15 protein-coding genes are annotated in these 17849 nt (G+C 49.1%); 9 read left to right on the top strand and 6 right to left on the bottom strand.

Annotated elements, in window-relative coordinates:
• Nucleotides 1–4: 4 nt before the first annotated feature.
• Nucleotides 5–1063, bottom strand: a complete 1059-nt coding sequence (locus E1189_RS18080; RefSeq protein WP_155162148.1) for an efflux RND transporter periplasmic adaptor subunit — start codon at nucleotides 1061–1063, stop codon at nucleotides 5–7.
• Nucleotides 1064–1219: 156 nt separating this feature from the next.
• Here E1189_RS18080 and E1189_RS18075 point away from each other — a divergent pair, with 156 nt between their 5' ends.
• Both E1189_RS18075 and E1189_RS18070 read left to right on the top strand, forming a co-directional pair.
• Entirely contained in the window at nucleotides 1220–1849 is a 630-nt protein-coding gene (locus E1189_RS18075; protein WP_155162147.1) for a TetR/AcrR family transcriptional regulator, read from the top strand.
• Between the two features lie 160 nt (nucleotides 1850–2009).
• Entirely contained in the window at nucleotides 2010–2558 is a 549-nt protein-coding gene (locus tag E1189_RS18070; protein WP_155162146.1) for a hypothetical protein, read from the top strand.
• A gap of 120 nt (nucleotides 2559–2678) precedes the next feature.
• Here E1189_RS18070 and E1189_RS18065 read toward each other — a convergent pair whose 3' ends face one another.
• Complete coding sequence (locus E1189_RS18065) at nucleotides 2679–4661, bottom strand: SDR family oxidoreductase (protein WP_155162145.1); 1983 nt, start codon at nucleotides 4659–4661, stop codon at nucleotides 2679–2681.
• A gap of 334 nt (nucleotides 4662–4995) precedes the next feature.
• Here E1189_RS18065 and E1189_RS18060 point away from each other — a divergent pair, with 334 nt between their 5' ends.
• From E1189_RS18060 to E1189_RS18035, 6 genes are all read left to right on the top strand, one after another.
• On the top strand, nucleotides 4996–6036 hold the full coding sequence (locus E1189_RS18060) for a PhoH family protein (protein WP_230460508.1): 1041 nt from the start codon (nucleotides 4996–4998) through the stop codon (nucleotides 6034–6036).
• Complete coding sequence (ybeY, locus tag E1189_RS18055; protein ID WP_230460507.1) at nucleotides 6036–6506, top strand: rRNA maturation RNase YbeY; 471 nt, start codon at nucleotides 6036–6038, stop codon at nucleotides 6504–6506. The genes E1189_RS18060 and ybeY overlap by 1 nt, the downstream gene beginning before the upstream one ends.
• The gene (locus E1189_RS18050) at nucleotides 6499–7371 is read left to right on the top strand and encodes a CorC family transporter (protein WP_155162143.1); all 873 of its coding nucleotides are present in this window, start codon (nucleotides 6499–6501) and stop codon (nucleotides 7369–7371) included. Before ybeY ends, E1189_RS18050 begins: the two co-directional genes overlap by 8 nt.
• Nucleotides 7371–8906 carry an apolipoprotein N-acyltransferase gene (gene lnt / locus E1189_RS18045; RefSeq protein ID WP_155162142.1) on the top strand — a complete coding sequence of 512 codons (1536 nt, stop codon included), beginning with the start codon at nucleotides 7371–7373 and terminating at the stop codon, nucleotides 8904–8906. Before E1189_RS18050 ends, lnt begins: the two co-directional genes overlap by 1 nt.
• Nucleotides 8907–9040: 134 nt before the next feature.
• The gene (locus tag E1189_RS18040; protein ID WP_230460506.1) at nucleotides 9041–10039 is read left to right on the top strand and encodes a type II asparaginase; all 999 of its coding nucleotides are present in this window, start codon (nucleotides 9041–9043) and stop codon (nucleotides 10037–10039) included.
• Nucleotides 10040–10210: 171 nt separating this feature from the next.
• On the top strand, nucleotides 10211–11704 hold the full coding sequence (locus tag E1189_RS18035) for an OprD family outer membrane porin (RefSeq protein WP_155162141.1): 1494 nt from the start codon (nucleotides 10211–10213) through the stop codon (nucleotides 11702–11704).
• A gap of 64 nt (nucleotides 11705–11768) precedes the next feature.
• Here E1189_RS18035 and E1189_RS18030 read toward each other — a convergent pair whose 3' ends face one another.
• From E1189_RS18030 to E1189_RS18015, 4 genes are all read right to left on the bottom strand, one after another.
• Nucleotides 11769–12548 carry a hypothetical protein gene (locus E1189_RS18030; RefSeq protein WP_155162140.1) on the bottom strand — a complete coding sequence of 260 codons (780 nt, stop codon included), beginning with the start codon at nucleotides 12546–12548 and terminating at the stop codon, nucleotides 11769–11771.
• A 96-nt stretch (nucleotides 12549–12644) separates the two neighbouring features.
• Nucleotides 12645–13214 carry a YdcF family protein gene (locus tag E1189_RS18025; RefSeq protein WP_196221508.1) on the bottom strand — a complete coding sequence of 190 codons (570 nt, stop codon included), beginning with the start codon at nucleotides 13212–13214 and terminating at the stop codon, nucleotides 12645–12647.
• A gap of 168 nt (nucleotides 13215–13382) precedes the next feature.
• Nucleotides 13383–14570, bottom strand: a complete 1188-nt coding sequence (locus E1189_RS18020; RefSeq protein WP_230460505.1) for a dipeptidase — start codon at nucleotides 14568–14570, stop codon at nucleotides 13383–13385.
• A gap of 108 nt (nucleotides 14571–14678) precedes the next feature.
• Nucleotides 14679–14978, bottom strand: coding sequence for a YciI family protein (locus E1189_RS18015; protein WP_155162138.1), 300 nt, complete (start codon nucleotides 14976–14978; stop codon nucleotides 14679–14681).
• A 956-nt stretch (nucleotides 14979–15934) separates the two neighbouring features.
• On the opposite strand from E1189_RS18015, the gene E1189_RS18010 reads away from it, so the two are divergent.
• Nucleotides 15935–17849, top strand: a 1915-nt coding sequence (locus E1189_RS18010; protein ID WP_196221507.1) for a hypothetical protein, incomplete at its 3' end; no start/stop codon positions are given.

The raw sequence follows: 17849 nt of genomic DNA, 5'->3' as shown, positions 1-17849 counted from the left end.
ATATTTAACCCTTTTTGCGGCCGACGACGCGTACACGGTCACCGTCGTGGAGGAAGGCGGCACCGGTTGTGATAACAGACTCGCCTTCTTTCAGATCGCCAGATACCGCCACATGACTGCCTTCAAGGTAGTGAATGCGAATCTGCCTTGTTTCCACGGTGTTGTCACTTGTCAGTACATAAACGACACCTACCGGACTCATGGCAGACACCAGTGCCAGAGAAGGCAGCTTCACAACCCGCTCTTTCTGAGTAGGTTCAATGCGAATACGACCGATGTAGCCATCTCGCAGGCGAAGCTCGTTGACTGGGTCGAGGGCGATTTCCACCTCAAACATACCGGAGCGCTCTTCCGCCGCTTCAGAAATCTGGCTAACCCTGCCAACGAAGTTTTGCAGGGGCCAAGGGTCAAAGCGTACGGAAACCGGGTCACCGTGATTGATCAGCACCACTTTTCGATCAGACAACCCCGTGCGCATAATCCAGCCTTTGGATTCATCCGCCAGTGTAAAAGCCACCTGATTGGGAGCAACCAGCTCACCGGCTTCAATTGTGCGGCTGACAATACGCCCTGTTGAGAGTGCTTTGATGGAGGAGTAGCGGAGGTTGAATCGAGCGACTCGCAACTGGGACTCTGCTACATTCCGTTCGGTTTCTGCATCCTGAAGCTGATCCAGAGATACAACATTCTGTTTGTAGAGCTGTTCGAGGCGATCTACGTTGCGCAGGGCGTTCTCATAGCGTGCTTCTGCCTCGCCAACCCGTGCCTGAACTTCTTCCGTATCCAGCTGTGCGAGTACCTGACCCTTTTTCACGGCATCGCCTTCTTCCACGAGAATTCTGGCAACAGGGCCACCAACCTTAAAGGCCAGCTTTTGAGTGGATTTATAGGCTAGTAAAGCGCTGATACTGATGGGACGAGCTGCTTCTTCGTAGAGAACTGTAGCCACCTCAACCGGGCGAATGGAAGCTTGTGGCGGTGTAGCGAAAGCCTGATGAACAGAAACACACAGTGCAGTGGCTAAACAAACGCGTCCCAGCATTTTTGAGAGAAAATTGCCCATGGGCTATTTCGTTCCGTTTTTATTAGGTGGTGTTGTATTTGTTCTTGTAATGAGGACTCTAGGTTTTCATGTAATCACTGTCAACAATATTGACATTGTCAACTTTCGTTCACACTATTGAAAGATAATGATTTCAAAAGCTATGCCTCGATACGCATGACAAAAGCCACAGGCCACCCCAAAGCCACCTATCACCACGGTAATCTTCGTCAGGCACTGTTGTTGGCAGCATTCGAGCACCTTCACAAAACTGGGCCGGAGAAACTGAGCCTGCGGGCTCTGGCTCGAGATGTGGGTGTATCTCAGACAGCACCTTATCGACACTTTCCCAATAAAGATTTGTTATTTGTTGCTATGGCGGTAGAAGGTTTCAGAAGGCTTGAGCAACGAGTGCAGGAAACGTCGCAGTCCAATCCAGATGCCTACAAAGCTTTGCTGCTCTGCGCAGAAGATTACATTGCTTTTGCTCAGGAAAACCCTGCGCTCTACAGACTTATGTTTGGACCGGCTTTAAACGAGTGGCGCAAACCTGAGTTTATGCATGGTGCACCACCGGCCGCCCTCGCAGCATTGGTGGAGATTATGGAAAAAGCAATTTCCCAAGGCAGCATTACTGATGAGTACGAGGCCTGGTTCCTGGCCAAGAACTGTTGGGCACAAATTCACGGCCACGCCATGATGGCAATAGACGGGATGTTAGATAAAGGCATGCCGGAGGGATTTGAGTTTGATCTTAAGCTGTCTTTGCGCTTGATCTTTGAGGGAAAAAGACCACACAAACGATAACTATAAGTACCCAAACCATTGTTGGGTTAGCTGCACATAAAACTGATGGCTACAATCCATCACTTTAGCTTGCGGGTTTCACCCTATGCATTTCATTACTAAGTACCCTAACCTCTGCTTTCGCACTTCAAGGCACAACGTCGGGAGCGTAGCCCGCTGCGTGACCAGAGTTAAGACGAAACAAGAGCGGAAAAAGACGTCGCCAGGGTATGTGAAAGCAAAGGTTTGGGTACTTAGTGTCGTACTTCTTTTATTGGTTGCTTGTAGCTCTGCTTATGCAAAGTATCGTTTATATCGTATATATCAACTAGAAGTCATTTTTCAAGATGATGGCCATAAAGAGTGGTTAAATCTATATCAACGCCCTGGCCTGAATGCCATATGGATTGCTTATAATGAAAAAAAAGAATGTCTTGGATGTCCAGTTGCCGTAGGCCCAATTTCTGAAACCGACTCTGGAACCGGCTCGGTAACAATAACTATAGACAAAAAGGGCCATCAAAAGATCGCCACTGTCGTTTCTTATAAAAACTATGTTACCTATCCCCCAGAACGTGTTTCATGGAAACGGTACAGTCAGTATCTGAAAAGTGAACCCAGGAAGCAGCGCTCGTCAGTACTTAAGCCAGCGATTAGGCGCTCCTTTCCCAGCGCGGAACCTTCGGTAGCACTTAAACCAATGATTACTCGCTCACCTAAGAGGCGTTAAGCTGGATTCAAGCACTACTTCAAACCGACCTTACTATCAAGCCTCTTCCGGCAGCCTGTCGGAAGAGGCTTGATAGTAAGGTTGGGCTTGCCACGCAGTGGCGTAACCCAACACAACTTATTACCAGTAAATACCCCGCATCAAAGCAGCAAAGGCCACCTGCTCGGAAGAAATCGCCTCTTTCTTATCCTTGCCCTGAGCAGCACTTGAATCCGGGAACATCTTGAATCCGGTATTCATAATGATCTCACTCATTTGAGGTGCAACCGCATTCATCACCTGAGCAAAAATGCCCAGACGGGTCGCAATGCGCTTAGGTTGATTGATAATGGCCTCACACACCATATCCGCCGCCTCTTCTGGTGTCAGGGTTGGTACGGAGTCGTAGATTTTGGTAGGACCGATCATCGGGGTTTTCACCAACGGCATATTAATAGTGGTGAACTTCACATTGCGATCAGAGAACTCGGCCGCTGCACAACGAGAGAAAGAATCCAGTGCTGACTTAGAGGCCACATAGGCCGAGAAACGTGGCGCCTTAGTTAACACTCCAATGGAAGAAATATTGATGATGTGGCCGCTCTTACGCTCCAGCATGGCTGGGGAAAAACCTAAAATCAGCTTCAGTGCACCAAAATAGTTCAACTGCATAGTACGTTCAAAATCGTGGAAACGATCAAATGACAGTGCCAGAGAACGACGAATGGAGCGACCGGCGTTGTTTATCAGTACATCAATATATCCATGATCCTGCAGCACTTCCTGAACCAGTCGGTCACAGTCGCTTGTATCGGAAATGTCGCAACGGTAGATATGGGCTTCGCCCCCCATCTGCTCGATTTCGTACTTGGTTTCTTCCAGATTTTCCGGTGTTCTTGCGACCAGCAGAATCTTGGCATTAGTTTCGCCTAGTTTCAGGGCTGTGGCTTTACCGATACCCGATGTTGCACCGGTTACCATGATGATTTTACCTGCTACCCGGCCTCTCAATGTGCGATCAATTGACAGCTCAGGATCAAGGTTTCGTTCCCAGTAATCCCAAACTTTGGCCGCATAGGTTTGCAGGGGAGGGCAGGCGATATCTGAGCCTTTCAGTGCACGCTCAGTATCACGGTTATCAAATTTGGTGGGGTAGTTCAGAAACTTCAGGGTTTCCGGGGGAATACCCATATCCTGAAGAATTGCGTTACGAATGCGCTGTACCGGTGGCAGTTTGGTAATGCCATCACGAATCATCTTGGGAACAAAGGCAAACATGCGGGCATCGATACGCATGGCCATTTTGGGTGCATGACCAGCTTCGGCAAAGATATTCATTACTTCGCCTACTTTGGCAGGCTCTGGGTCGGTGAGGTGGAAGCACTGGGTGTCAACCTCGGCACTGTGAGCGATATGATCCATGGCATTCACCACGTAATCCACCGGCACAATATTCATGCGGCCGCCCTCTACGCCAATGGTTGGCATCCAGGGTGGCAGGGTCCGACGCAGCTTTTGCAGCAGTTTGAAGAAGTAGTACGGGCCATCGATCTTATCGATTTCACCCGTTTGGGAATGGCCGACAACCATGCCCGGACGATATACCTTCCAGGCCATACCGTTGCTTTCATCCCGCACCACTTTTTCTGCCAGATGCTTGGTGCGCAGGTAAGGATTATCGAGGTGCTCTGCCTCTTCAAACATATCTTCACGGAAGGTGCCGCGATACAAGCCAGCAGCCGCGATGGAGCTGACATGGTGGAAGCAACCTGCCTTTAGATTTTGCGCACATACAACAGCAGCACGGGTGCCCTCAACGTTGGCGCGCTCTTGAGAGTCTGCATCGGCCTGCAAGTCGTAGATGGCTGCGAGGTGGAAGAAGTGATCAATCTTGCCCGTCAGGGCTGCCTGATCGTTATCACTCAGACCCAGCGCCGCCTGGGTGAGATCACCAACTACAGGGTGGATGCGCTCGGCTCCGGCTCCCACACGCTCTTTTAGTGCCTCCAGCTTATCGAGGGAGCTTTCCCGCACTAATACGTGAACCGTACCGCCACGTGCCAGAAGTTTTTCTACCAGAAAACGGCCTATAAATCCTGTGCCACCGGTAACGAAATAATTCATTAAAATCCCTCTATCTAAAGCACTGTAAAGATTGTTTTTTTGTGTCTCGACAAGCCTGGAATGGCTACCCAACACCAGCTGCACAATATGGCAAAAGTTGCTTGCTGTGAAAACAGTTCAGGGGGGCACTTCTGGCTAACAATTGTGCAAAGATCGCTGACATTACACATCCTTTTCAAAGTGCTGAAATTTCTTTACCAAGATTTTACAATGGTGGTGTGGTCTGAACTTTATCTTTTGCGAATCGACTGGTTTGGGTCTTAATGATGAGGAATCCTCTTTTTGTCTTTATTAACTCTCCCGCCCTTGCTTTTAAAGCTTTCTGCCCCGATATATGCTTAAACAGATAACTCCATTGCTAAAGGCTGATTACTACATTTTGAACGCACATCCAGATTCTCTGCAGTTCGATATCGAGCCCTTCGACGCCCGCCGCTACGCGGAACTCTGCGGCCAATTCAATGAACACCTGAAACAGATCGAAAACCGGTTGGGTATCCGTATCAGCAGCCGAGGGCAGCGTTTTGAGCTGTCGGGGGATGATGACCCCGTTCGTGCTGGCAGTCATGTTCTCCAGCGCCTCTACGAAGAGACAGGCAATGGTGGCAACCTCACCCCTGATATGGTGCACCTGTACATTCAGGAAACCGGCATGGAAGAGCTGGACACCCACTCCAGTGAACAGGAAGTGAGCATCCGCACCCGTAAGGGCATGATTCGCCCCCGTGGCAAGAATCAACAGGATTATGTTCGTACCATCATGCAAAACGATATCAACTTCGGTATCGGCCCTGCGGGCACTGGCAAAACCTTTCTGGCGGTGGCCTGTGCGGTGCAGGCTCTGGAGCGTGAAGAGATTCAGCGCATTCTTTTGGTGCGCCCTGCGGTGGAAGCGGGTGAAAAACTGGGCTTCCTGCCCGGTGATCTGGCACAGAAGATCGACCCCTACCTGCGCCCTCTCTACGATGCTCTCTACGAAATGCTGGGCTTTGATCGGGTGACTCGCCTGATTGAGAAAAACGTGATTGAGGTAGCACCTCTTGCCTACATGCGTGGCCGCACTCTGAATAATGCCTTTATTATTCTGGATGAATCCCAGAACACCACGACAGAACAGATGAAAATGTTCCTCACCCGTATCGGCTTTGGTTCTACTGCGGTCATCACCGGTGACATCACGCAGGTTGACCTGCCTCGCAACACCAAGTCTGGCCTGCGCCATGCCAAGGAGGTGCTGGAGGGTGTAGAAGGTATTGGAATGACCCAGTTCAGCTCCCGTGATGTTGTTCGTCATCCGCTGGTGCAACGGATTGTTGAGGCCTATGATCGCCATGAGATGCATAAAGAACAGCGCGCACCTCAGGGCAGTCACTGATGTCAGTATTTATCGATTTACAGGTTGCCGGCGAAAGCGGCAACCTGCCTTCTGAAGAACAGCTTGTAGCCTGGGCGACAGCTGCCGTTCGTGATGAGCGGGATGAAGCAGAAATCAGCGTTCGCATTGTGGATGTTGAAGAGGGCCGGGAGCTGAACGCTCAATGGCGCCAGAAGGATTACGCCACCAATGTGCTCTCCTTTCCTTCGGATTTGCCTGTAGAGTTGGGACTTCCCCTGTTGGGTGATCTGGTGATTTGTGCCCCGGTTGTGGAGCGCGAAGCCGATGAACAGCAGAAAACTCTCACCTCTCACTGGGCGCATATGGTAATCCATGGCACACTGCATTTGCTGGGTTATGACCACATCGAAGATGATGAGGCTGAAACCATGGAAGCATTGGAAACCAGCATTATGCTCTCTTTAGGCTTTAATGATCCCTACGAGGAACAAACAGAAGACAATGGCTGACGACCACCCGGGAAACGGTAACCACAGTTCCAATTCCGGCTCCAATAAAACGTGGCTGGAAAAACTGAAACAGGTTTTCTCAGGCGACCCCCAGACCCGTGATGAGCTGCTCGACCAGCTCCGTGATACTGAGCAACACAGCGACCTGATAGACAGTGAAGCACTTCGGATTATCGAAGGAGCACTGCAGGTTTCTGAAATGCAGGTGCGGGAGATTATGGTTCCCCGTTCCCAGATGGTATGCATTGATTCTGAACGCCGGCCTGAAGAGTTTCTTCCTGCTGTGATTGAGGCTGCCCACTCCCGTTTTCCGGTTATCGGTGATAACAAGGACGAGGTACTGGGCATTCTTCTGGCTAAAGACCTCCTCCCCCTGATTCTTGAAGACAACCGTAAAAAGTTCACCATCAAGGACCACCTGCGACCAGCCACAGTTGTACCGGAAAGCAAACGCTTGAATGTTCTGTTGAATGACTTCCGCACCAACCGCAATCACATGGCTATCGTTATTGACGAATACGGTGGTGTAGCCGGCCTGGTAACCATTGAAGATGTTCTGGAACAGATTGTTGGCGATATTGAAGATGAATACGATGTGGAAGAGGACAGTTTTATCAAACCACTCGGCAACGAGGAGTTTGTGGTGAAAGCCCTTACCCCCATCGAAGACTTCAACGAACACTTCAATACCGATTTCAGCGACGGCGAGTTTGATACCATTGGCGGTATCGTGATGCAGCAGTTCGGGCACCTGCCCAAACGTAACGAAACTGTGATGATGGATAAGCTCTGCTTCCAGATTCTGAATGCAGATAACCGTCGTATACGCCTTCTTCGAGTGACTAAAGCTACCGCGCATCTGTAATGTTTAACTCAAAACTCTGGCCTGGCCATCTGTTGGGCGGGCTGGCTGGTGCCGTTGCGACACTGGCCTTTAGCCCCTTCGATTACTGGCCTTTGATGATGGCCAGTGTGGCAGCGCTGTTTGTTCTTCTCACTAAAGCCCCGTCTCCCAGGGCGGCAGCGATTCGCAGCCTGTTTTATGGCCTGGGCCTGTATGGCACTGGTGCATCCTGGGTTTATGTGAGCATCCATCAGTTTGGTGATGCACCTGTTGTTTTGGCAGGCTTTCTAACGGGGTTGTTTGTACTGGCCCTTTCTCTCGCTTTTTTTGTTCCCGTTGGATATCTCTACAGCCGTCTTTCTCGCGCGCAGGCTCATTGGCGAAAGGTTCTGATATTTTCAGGCTTGTGGGTTTTTGGAGAGTGGCTGCGTAGCTGGTTGCTGACAGGGTTTCCATGGCTTATTTCCGGCTACACCCTTTTGGATACACCGTTTTCGGGCCTGGCTCCAGTCACGGGTGTGTACGGTTTAACGTTGCTGGTTGCACTCACAGGTTCACTGGTTGGTGCGCTATGTGTCTCTTCACGGAAGCAAGGTAGGTCTTTGCTGGGTGTAGCTATTGGCGTTGCTCTGTTTGCAGCAGGTGGTTTTGCACTGAAAGGTTTTGAATGGACGGTTTCGGATACTGAGGAACCACTGTCGTTCAGTGCTGTGCAGGGCAATATTTCTCAGGATTTGAAGTGGGAACCGGGTCATCTGGATAAAACAGTCCAGAAATACTGGGCACTCTCCGAAAACCAGTGGCAAAAGGATTTGGTATTCTGGCCGGAAAATGCGATTCCAACTTTTTACCAGAATGTGCCGAGGCTGATGGAACAGATGGAAACTCAGGCCAGCCAGACCGACACAGCTTTGATTCTGGGTATGCCATGGTATGAAGGGCAAGACGACAATCGCAGTATCTACTACAACAGTCTCGTGGGGCTGGGAGAAGCGGAAGGCCACTACTTCAAACAGAAGCTGGTGCCCTTTGGGGAGTTTGTGCCCTTTGAGGGTTTGATTCGCGGCATTATCAGTTTCTTTGATTTGCCCATGTCGTCGTTCTCTGCCGGTACGCCGGAACAAATGGGGTTGTCAATTCAGGGTAAGCCTGTTGCTGCTTATATCTGTTACGAAGTGGTGTATCCGGACTTTGCCGCCCGTGAAGCGATTGGTAAGGACATTTTGCTGACTGTCTCGAACGATACCTGGTTTGGCACATCCATTGGCCCGGAGCAGCATTTTCAGATGGTGCGTATGCGCTCCCTCGAAACCGGCCGTTATCAGTTGCGAGTGACAAATGATGGTATGACTGCGCTGATTGATCCTTTTGGGCGGATACTCAGCTCTATCCCACGCTATCAGGCTGGTGTACTGGAAGGGGAGATTCCCGGTATGACAGGCAGCACACCCTTTATGGACTTTGGCTCCTGGCCAGTGCTGATTCTGGCGTTGGGGTTTGTGTTGTTTGGGCGTGTCAGGCGTTCTGATAGTGCTCCGGGTACTTACAGCTCTTAAATATTAAAGTTTGTAAAGTCGTCTTGTTTCGGCACAGTTCTACTATTAGTCTGTGCCGCATCCCATGATCCGGGGTCAGCCTGTGCTGATTTCCCACTATCCTTTGTCTATCTGTTCTTCTGCAGGGACTGCTCATGTCCAGAAAACCACACATTGTTATTCTCGCAACTGGTGGCACTATTGCCGGTGCAGCTGCCGCTGAAACTGGCGGTGCTTATACCTCTGGCCAGATTGGTGTTGAAGATCTTCTTTCCGTAATTCCTGAGATTCGTAATCTGGCTGAAGTGTCTGGTGAAGAGATTGCCAGCATCGGCTCTCAGGATATGGATGAGAGCAACTGGCTGCCGATGGCCAGGCGCTGCAACGAGCTGTTGGCTCGTGACGATGTTGATGGTCTGGTGATTACCCATGGTACAGACACCATGGAAGAAACTGCATACTTCCTGAATCTTACCATTCGCTCCAGCAAACCCGTTGTGGTAACTGGTGCCATGCGCCCTGCGAATGCTCACAGTGCCGATGGCCCTATGAATCTGTTTGAAGCTGTGGCGACCGCTGTTTGCCCAGACTCTTGCGGCCGCGGTGTGATGGTTGTAACTAACGATACAGTGTTTGGCGCCCGTGATGTAACCAAGTCCTGCACGACAGCTATTCACACGTTTCAGGCTCCAAACTTTGGCCCTCTTGGCCACGTACATGCTCAGAATGTAGAGTTCCAGCGTAAGCCTCAGCGTATTCATACTACAGATTCTGAATTTAATGTGGACAATGTGAAAGAGCTGCCAAAGGTGGGCATTGTTTATGCCCACGCTGGTGGTGACAGTGCGATTGCAGTCGAGGCCTTTGCTGCTAACGGCTATGATGGCATCATCCACGCTGGGTTTGGTAATGGTAACTTCAATCAGACTGTAGGCGATGCTCTGGCGAAAGCAGCCAGGAGCGGCATAACAGTGATTCGCGCGTCCCGTGCTCTGAGCGGTGCCGTGACCGAAGCCGGTGAAGTGGACGATGCACGGTACGGCTTTATTGCAGCCGGGCTGCTGAATCCACAAAAGGCTCGCATCCTGTTGCAGCTGGCACTGACTGTAACTCAGGATCGTGACCGCATCCGCGAGTTCTTCAAAACCTACTAACGTTGACTGACGTTTATAGGAGCGCTCCGGTATTGGTAACCGGAGCGCTGACTTTTCTCCGGATTCTTCCCGGAAAAAAACAAGAAATCCCCCTCACTGTCATTGCGCAAAACCTCAAAACAGCATCTATCTTGTACCGGGTATTCATTCTGAGCCTATAGGTCTTGGTTTATGAACCTGCGTTCAATTCTTGTACCCGGCCTGGCAACCATCGCCATGCCTGTTTTTGCTGCTGACTCCCTTGCTACTGGAGAGAACCGCCCCAGTGGTAGTTATTTTGAAGATGAGATGACGAGCTTTATGGACTTCAACAGTCTGGAAGCCCGTATTCGGCTGGTGGAGTTTCATCGTAAAACTAAACCTTATATGACGAAAGATGGAAGTGACCTGAAAAAAACCAGCAAAGTGAGAGAAGGTGGTGATGCATTAGGCGTCCAGCTTAACTTCAAATCGGGTTTGGTAGCTGACTTTATTGGTTTTGATGCCTCGCTCTACACTGTCGGTAATATGAGTTCTCCCTACGATAAAGACCGACAGCTTTTCGTTACAAAAGATGACGGGACGCATACCGGCTTCAGTAAGTTGGGCCAATCCTACGTTAAAGCAAAGGTTCAGTTGGAGGACGATGAAGAACCCCTTCTGACTTTCAAAGGGGGCCGAGAAAGGATTTATACCGGATTGATTGCCGGATCAAGCTCCCGCGCTATCCCTTCTTCGTGGCAGGGGGTTGATATTGGTGGCGGTATTGCCGGGCTACACTATGGCCTTGCATGGGTCAACAGGATCTCGACGCGTAACTCTTCAAACTTTGATGAGCTGAAGTCGTTCAAGAAGAAAGGAACACCAAATAGCACGACGTTGGGAAAGTATGATGAGGATAATAAAGATGGTAGCAAAGATGGTAACTCAACCAAAGTTCTCGCACTAGCAGAAAAAATTGATTCTATCTGGGGAGCAGAGCTTGGTTATGACCTGATGGGGCTGTCCCTCAGCTACAAAGATGCCCACGCTAAAGACTTTCTCTACTCTTACAACCTGAATGCCGGTTATACCTTTAATATCTCCGACGACTTGGCCATTGGCGTGAACCTGATGTATTACAAAGCCAAAGAGGACGGTAAGCTCTGGACTGGCTATACATTTGGCGATACATCCTTTAATAAAGATGCCGACATCAAGCATATTAACTTTACAACCAATATCGGTGATTTAAGTCTGCTTCTGGGTTTCTCCAAAACGAAAGCTGTATACAAAGATAAAGATGGCAAAAAACAGCTAGGCCGTTATTACTATGACTTTGGCATAAATACCTATGGTGGTTTCATGCTGCCGACCGCACCCTTGGTTGGTGATTTCTTCTTCGATAATGAGAAAGCTTGGGTTATAAGTGCATCTTACAAGTTTGATGAGTTTGTCCCCGGACTTTCTGCAGAAGCTTCCTATACCAGTGGTGACGGCTTTAAGGATGGTGGCAAGAGCCTGAAAGAGAAAGAAACCGATATTGATATCAAATATGCATTTCAGGGTGCAGCCCTTGAGGGCCTCTCTTTCCGGATTCGTTATGGTATGTATCGACCCAGTGGTAAGAGACTGGATGGCTCAGAGCTTGCCGGCGACAGAAACGCAAAACGGGTTTATCTTGAATACAAATCCATGGTTTTCTAAAGTCTGCTCATTTGTCTTTTAAGAAAGACTCACCGTTATTGGGTGAGTCTTTTTAGTGAGTTGCTTACTGAAAGGCTTCTACCAGTGAAGTAGTAACAGCTTTATTGAGTGACTGTATGGCAGGGGTATTGTAATAACTCACATAGGTTTTCAGCTGTTCATCAGACATAAAACGGTAAGTAAATAAAAATTGCCTTGTCACCATCTCTTCATACTCGGCTTTCATTGACGTCATCTGGGTGCGCATGCTTTGTTCAAATTGTGCGGGAATCTTTTCACTGCCCATCATGATTTCAGCTGCAGACAGCGCTCCGCTCACCATCATATTCATAGTGGTATCAACAGCGTTGGTTTTTTGAACCAGATCTCTTATTAAATCGAGACGAATCTGTCTGGGAAGTTTCTCCTGCAACTGTACAGAAACATACTGTTCCAGCTCGCTCAGGTTGTCCGGATTATTGGCCCTGTTTTCCAGCCGAACAGCTTTTTGCCAGATGCGCCCCTCCATGATTTGAATAATTTCCTCAATATTCGCCTGATCAAGCTCCCTGGCCAGCACATGCTGTACAGTATTTTTGAGACGTTCCGGGGCATATTTAGCAGAGAGCCCCTCCTCTAAGCGGGACAATAACTGGTTGCTCATTTCATTGTCCGGTAGCTCCGTTCGTCCCATGCGCAAGCCTTCTTCTGTGAAGGTATGTCCCATATAAACAAACTGTTTCTCAAGGCCAGAAAGATCGTAGACTTTTTGCAGTAGTTGCTGATTATCAGCAAAGAGAGAACTGGAAAGTGAGAGTAAAGCGCTTAACAGCGTGAACGAAAAAGCACGTCTCAGGTCAGCCATGGCTATCCTATCCCTTGGATTTTTTGTTGTTATATTTAACGGCGATTACACCTTGGTTTTCCCAGTGTAAAAGCCGAATCTATGGGTTGGCAAGACTCACTTTGAAAACCAGTACCAGGCCATACCTGTATATTCATGGAGTGCCAGCTGGCTTTTGCGTAGATAACGCACATCGGGCAACCAGGCATCAAACCGGGAGGGTGATAAGCGTGTTCCAAACCTTGCAGTAGGGGCACGGGTAACCTCGAAGCCTGCACGTTCAAATTCACCAGCTGCCCGACGCATATGCCATGCGTGAGTGACAAGCAGTACACGACTTTGCCCGAGTAGTGCTGCGCTGTTTCGGGCATTATCTCGAGTGCTGCGACTATCCGCTTCTGTCCACCGAACCGTAGCGCCATGCTCTTCAAGAAAGGCTTTCATAACCTGAGCTTCATTGATGTTGTAACGGCTTCCCCCTGATACAAGAATGGGCAGGCCGGTTTCCTTATGAAGCTTTAACCCGTAGCGGAGTCGCTGTATTAACAGTGCTCCCGGTTGAGGTTTCATATCGTATTCAGGTGTATTACCCAGCACGCCGGTTCCGAGGATAACAATGGCATCAGCAGTCTGGCTGCCATCTTTGGATGCGTGAAATACGGCACCAGTCTCTAAGCCTTTCAGCAAAGCGTTTGAAACTGCGGCAGTCGAGAGCAAGTACAAGGAAACAAAAGCAAAGCATACGAGCACAAAGGAAAAATGTCGAAAACGAAACCAGCAGAGTAAGGCAACTACCAGCATAACCAGCTGTATGCCCGGTGGTTGGAATAAACTTTTCAGCATGAGGTACGCCCTTTAAAGTCTCACAGCATTCTGTGGAAGCCACTTAAGCAGAAAGTCCCGTGTATTTTCTCCCATAACCTTGCGGATATCGTCTTCAGAAAGCCCTTCGTCTAACAGGGCCTGTGTCAGTGCGGCAATTTCTGAAACATCCATAGAGGTTTTCACGGCCCCGTCAAAACCAGACCCCAGCGCCACATGATCCACGCCTGCAATATCAATGGCATACATTATCATGCGGGCAATACCGGCAGGGGAATCATCGCACACCGCATCTTCCCAGAAGCCGATACCAATCAAACCACCTTTCTCTGCAATACGCTCTATCAGCCGGTCAGAAATATTTCGTGGGGAATCGCACATCCCCTGCAGGCCGGTATGAGATATTACCACCGGGCGACTGGCAGTATTCAAAACATCATTCACAACCGCCGCAGAGGAGTGAGAAAGATCAACGATAATGCCCATCTCCTCCATAATATTCACTGCAGCACGGCCAAAGTCTGTCATTCCCTCCCGGGTAACACCGTGAAGGGAACCGCCCAGGCGGTTATCGAAGAAGTGATGCAACCCCATCATCCGGTAGCCGGCATCATAAAGGGTTTGAATATTGGCCAGCTTCCCTTCCAGAGCATGGGAGCCTTCTGTAGCCAGCAGCGCTGCAACCATGCGGTTTTCATTATTGCGTGTGGCCAGTGCAACCTTGAGGTCTTTGGCAGATCGAATAATCCGAACCTGCTCCGGTATCTGTTTTTCCAATCGAGCCAATCGTTCAGCCTGATAAAGCGCACGCTCCGTGAGGCTGCGCCAGGTTCTGGGAGGCCAGGTTTGCGCAATAGCCAGAAGGGTAATGTTATCTCTGGATTCCGCCACATTGCTTTCGTAGTTCAAACCGCTGGGGGATTTGGTCACCGCTGGAAATACCTGAATCGCCACATTACCCCGCCTCATTCTTGGCAAGTCGGCATGGCCGTAGTTCGAGTGCACTTTCAGGTCGCGGCTCCACAGCAGGCTGTCGGCATGGAGGTCAGCTATAAGAAGGCTGTCGTGCAATGCCTGAGCCTCTTCAGACACTTCGTAAGGATCATGGGGCTTTACTTTATTCATGCTGCGCTCAACGGCAGGAGGTACCAGCCAGAGGATCAGCAGTACAACAATGCTTAAAAGTAGAAACGAACCTGTACTGAAAAGCCTTTTCATCATTTTGTTGCGTTTTTTATTGGTGTTATTGTCAGAATGATTTAAACAGGTTTGGTCAGTGTTGTCTTTATCAAGCAGGCTGACAACATTGCCAGCCTGAGCAGCACTCCGTCAGGGCAGAACCTTCCGAAATGGTTTAACAACTGCGCTATCGGTCACGCCCGCTTCCACGTAAGGGTCAGCATCAGCCCAGGTCTGCGCCGCTTCAAGGCTATCAAACTCCGCCACAATCAAACTGCCGGTGAAGCCTGCTTCGCCGGGGTTGTTGCTGTCGATCGCCGGAAAAGGCCCGGCCATAACCAGACGCCCTTCAGACTTCAGCTCCTCTAAGCGGGCCAGGTGCTGGGTACGGCAGGTTTTACGAAGTGGCAGGGAATTATCGACGTCCTGTGTCATAACAGCGTATAGCATGGGGGCTCCTGTCGTATTGGAAAGAAAACGCCGGTAGTCTATCCCATACTGCGGCAGATCACACATAGCAGAAGTTGTAAGATACCCGCAGCACTGCACGTGCTTTTCAGACTTTAACCGGCAAAAAAAAAAAATTGGATTACACTCCCTGCGGTCAATAAAAAGGTGGGGAAAAAATGTTTATGCTCGACACAAGCATGCGACAGAGGATTTATTTTTATAGTTTGCTGTTTATTGTGCTTCTCTGGATTCCATATTCTCTTCAGGCAAAGTCCCCTTCTTCTGAGTCCCCTCTTTTGAAGCCTGCTGTTCTGGAATTCACAATACAGCACAAGGAGGGTGTGAATGGCGATTCATCGTCTGTATTAAACCTTAGCCAGCAGTCTCTTCCTGTCCGGACATGCCCTCAAAACCCTCAAGGGTCATCTGGAAACTCTCCCCAGGGTGCAAGTAGTCAGGGCTCATCAACCAACAGACATGGCGAGAAATCCCAGTTGGGCTGGCAGGGAGGGTACGGTGCTTCCCGTGGTTCTGGAGGAGGAGGTGACGAGCCCGGCAGAGGTGGCAGCTACAGTGGTTCTATGCCGTCCTATGAGGTTGTAGAGTCATGCCAGTCAGCCAGCTTCTGGAACGAAATCGGGCAGAAAACAGACAGCCCCTGTGGAAACGAAGCGCGTACCAACTACCTCTTTGAAGGGAAGACGTATCCGTTGTGTCTCGATTGCCAGACTGATATTCAGGCCTATAAAGCCAAATTAACTAGACATATAAATACTTTCTCAAAGAAATCCCTGCTCAGCCTTCCTCCCTTACCCATGGATTCTTCCACTGTGCCCACACACGCACAACAACATGGCAGAGAACATGGTGATGAGAGCTTCGTCAGTATTACATCCTGCGAATATAATCAATTACCGGGCGAACTTTTGTCCATGGGGTCATGGGAGAGACCCTGTATGAATACGGACACGCAACAATATAAGGATCAGCGTGGTAAACGCTATACCTTATGTAAACAATGTTATGCGAGGGTGGCGGAGAAAGGGCTATCTCCCTATATATCACAGCCTCCCGCTGCTCAAATGAGCAATATTACGTCTGTAGCAATGTCACAACCAGGAGCATATGCAGCGCAAAGTCAGCCTCAACTGCGCAGCTGGCAAGTCAGCCAGCTGCCCTCGAGGGCTCTCACTCAGAGAGTGTATGACCCCAGGCAGGCTTCACTCCCAGAATCTGAAGGCTACTCAGGTTTCTTTGATTCTTATGAAGCCCCAAGCCGTTTTCCTTCTGTATCATCCAGTCACTACTCCTCGACTGATTATTCACCAAACGCTGGCCGCCAGTCTGTTATGGACCCCCCTTCCTCCATGGCGGGTGCCTCTTATGTGGACAGCCACCTGACCAGAACTGCTTACTCCTCAACAGATGGAGTACAAAGATGGTCTTATGATAAAACGGCCATTGAAGCTGGAGTTAATACCGGTCCTTCTCTTAGCGTGCCCTCTCCAAGCATCATGACACCAGCCCAGCAGCAACAGCAGCAGCAACGAGTTATAGTTGTCTCTGACGATGAAGATGATAGTGTGGACGTGACTCTGTTAACCCACAAGATGCCATCCCTTGATGTACAAATGGATCAACAGCGAGCTCTTCTGACTTTTATAGGGCAGGGAATAAAAAGATCGCCTTCCATTCAAAGTGCCTTTGGACGCCTGGGAGGCTACTCTCCCCATAAGCTATTGTTGCACTTTCTGTCTTTATCTCCCCCGCATATGTTGCAAGCTGAGGATCAGTTAGAGATTATCAATACATTTTTCAACGCACATAGAGCTTCTAATGGCAATACGTACCAGCTGATAGAAAGATTAGCCAGTGCTTTGGGGAGATATAATCAAAGTCAGGATGTTTTATACTACACCGGCCTTCTGGTTTCAGGGCTTGTAACAAGAGTTAATGCAGATCCTGCTTCCTTTCTGGTCACTAACTTTATAGATCCCAGCCAGGCTGTGACCAGCATTCCCTCGATGTTAAACCGCGAGAGGGTTCACTGGGTAGCCAGTCCAGAATTAATTTTTCAAAGTGACCCGGCACTCCCTGCAAGAGAGAGAGTTCTGGATTTTATAAGAGAAGCACATCCTATCGGTGCCCCTAAATATACTGTCATAGAAGATTATTCTTTATTTAATAATTTGTATTACAACAGCTATAGAATGTTGCAACATCACTACCAATATCAACCCGATGAAAATCAATTTCGAACATCTTCTGACACAGCGGTTAGTAATAAACTTGTATTCAAAATGTCCAGGCAAACATCAAGCAAACAACCAGTCCTTGCTAGTTATTTTTTTGAAAGGTATGCCAAGTATCTGCTTTTATCAAAACCTTCAGACTTGATAACAGTTATCCTGCTAACTGATGCGACAGGAATAATAGAAGGTCATACACTGTGGGATGATCTACAACCCCTTCAATATCAGCACCTGAGAATGATCTATGATCAGGTCCGCACAGATAATCGCCGAGTGTTTCGCGATATGTATGATATCCTGGATGAGGGAGCTCGTAATAACCTGAAGGTGAATTTCGCATTAGGATACGGTGTAGATTTAGACCATTGGTTAGGACATAAAGAAAAAATGCCTACTGCAGAGATGAGTGCACAGGTAGAACCCCAAGTTGAGGCTCCCCCACCAAAAACATACTTTTCAAGGGTTGCAATAGATGAGGACAAGCAAGGGTTTCTCCGACACTTTACTCATTTAATTGTGCAATTTAATGATAGTATTGGTGAAATTATATCGAGAGATCCTATTATTAATATGCTTACAGTCTTGGGGTTGGGGGGGAGAGCAGTTGCTGAGGAGTCTG

This window comes from Parendozoicomonas verongulae (assembly GCF_009711465.1).
GTDB lineage: Bacteria > Pseudomonadota > Gammaproteobacteria > Pseudomonadales > Endozoicomonadaceae > Sansalvadorimonas > Sansalvadorimonas verongulae.
This window is presented reverse-complemented; position numbering and strand designations above follow the sequence as displayed.

What these genes read in the sequence shown, in the direction of transcription:
- E1189_RS18035 (WP_155162141.1), top strand. Translation starts at nt 10,211, where the DNA reads ATGAACCTGCGTTCAATTCTTGTACCCGGCCTGGCAACCATCGCCATG.
- E1189_RS18030 (WP_155162140.1), bottom strand. Translation starts at nt 12,548, where the DNA reads ATGGCTGACCTGAGACGTGCTTTTTCGTTCACGCTGTTAAGCGCTTTA.
- ybeY (WP_230460507.1), top strand. Translation starts at nt 6,036, where the DNA reads ATGTCAGTATTTATCGATTTACAGGTTGCCGGCGAAAGCGGCAACCTG.
- E1189_RS18050 (WP_155162143.1), top strand. Translation starts at nt 6,499, where the DNA reads ATGGCTGACGACCACCCGGGAAACGGTAACCACAGTTCCAATTCCGGC.
- lnt (WP_155162142.1), top strand. Translation starts at nt 7,371, where the DNA reads ATGTTTAACTCAAAACTCTGGCCTGGCCATCTGTTGGGCGGGCTGGCT.
- E1189_RS18080 (WP_155162148.1), bottom strand. Translation starts at nt 1,063, where the DNA reads ATGGGCAATTTTCTCTCAAAAATGCTGGGACGCGTTTGTTTAGCCACT.
- E1189_RS18040 (WP_230460506.1), top strand. Translation starts at nt 9,041, where the DNA reads ATGTCCAGAAAACCACACATTGTTATTCTCGCAACTGGTGGCACTATT.
- E1189_RS18065 (WP_155162145.1), bottom strand. Translation starts at nt 4,661, where the DNA reads ATGAATTATTTCGTTACCGGTGGCACAGGATTTATAGGCCGTTTTCTG.
- E1189_RS18075 (WP_155162147.1), top strand. Translation starts at nt 1,220, where the DNA reads ATGACAAAAGCCACAGGCCACCCCAAAGCCACCTATCACCACGGTAAT.
- E1189_RS18060 (WP_230460508.1), top strand. Translation starts at nt 4,996, where the DNA reads ATGCTTAAACAGATAACTCCATTGCTAAAGGCTGATTACTACATTTTG.
- E1189_RS18015 (WP_155162138.1), bottom strand. Translation starts at nt 14,978, where the DNA reads ATGCTATACGCTGTTATGACACAGGACGTCGATAATTCCCTGCCACTT.
- E1189_RS18020 (WP_230460505.1), bottom strand. Translation starts at nt 14,570, where the DNA reads ATGATGAAAAGGCTTTTCAGTACAGGTTCGTTTCTACTTTTAAGCATT.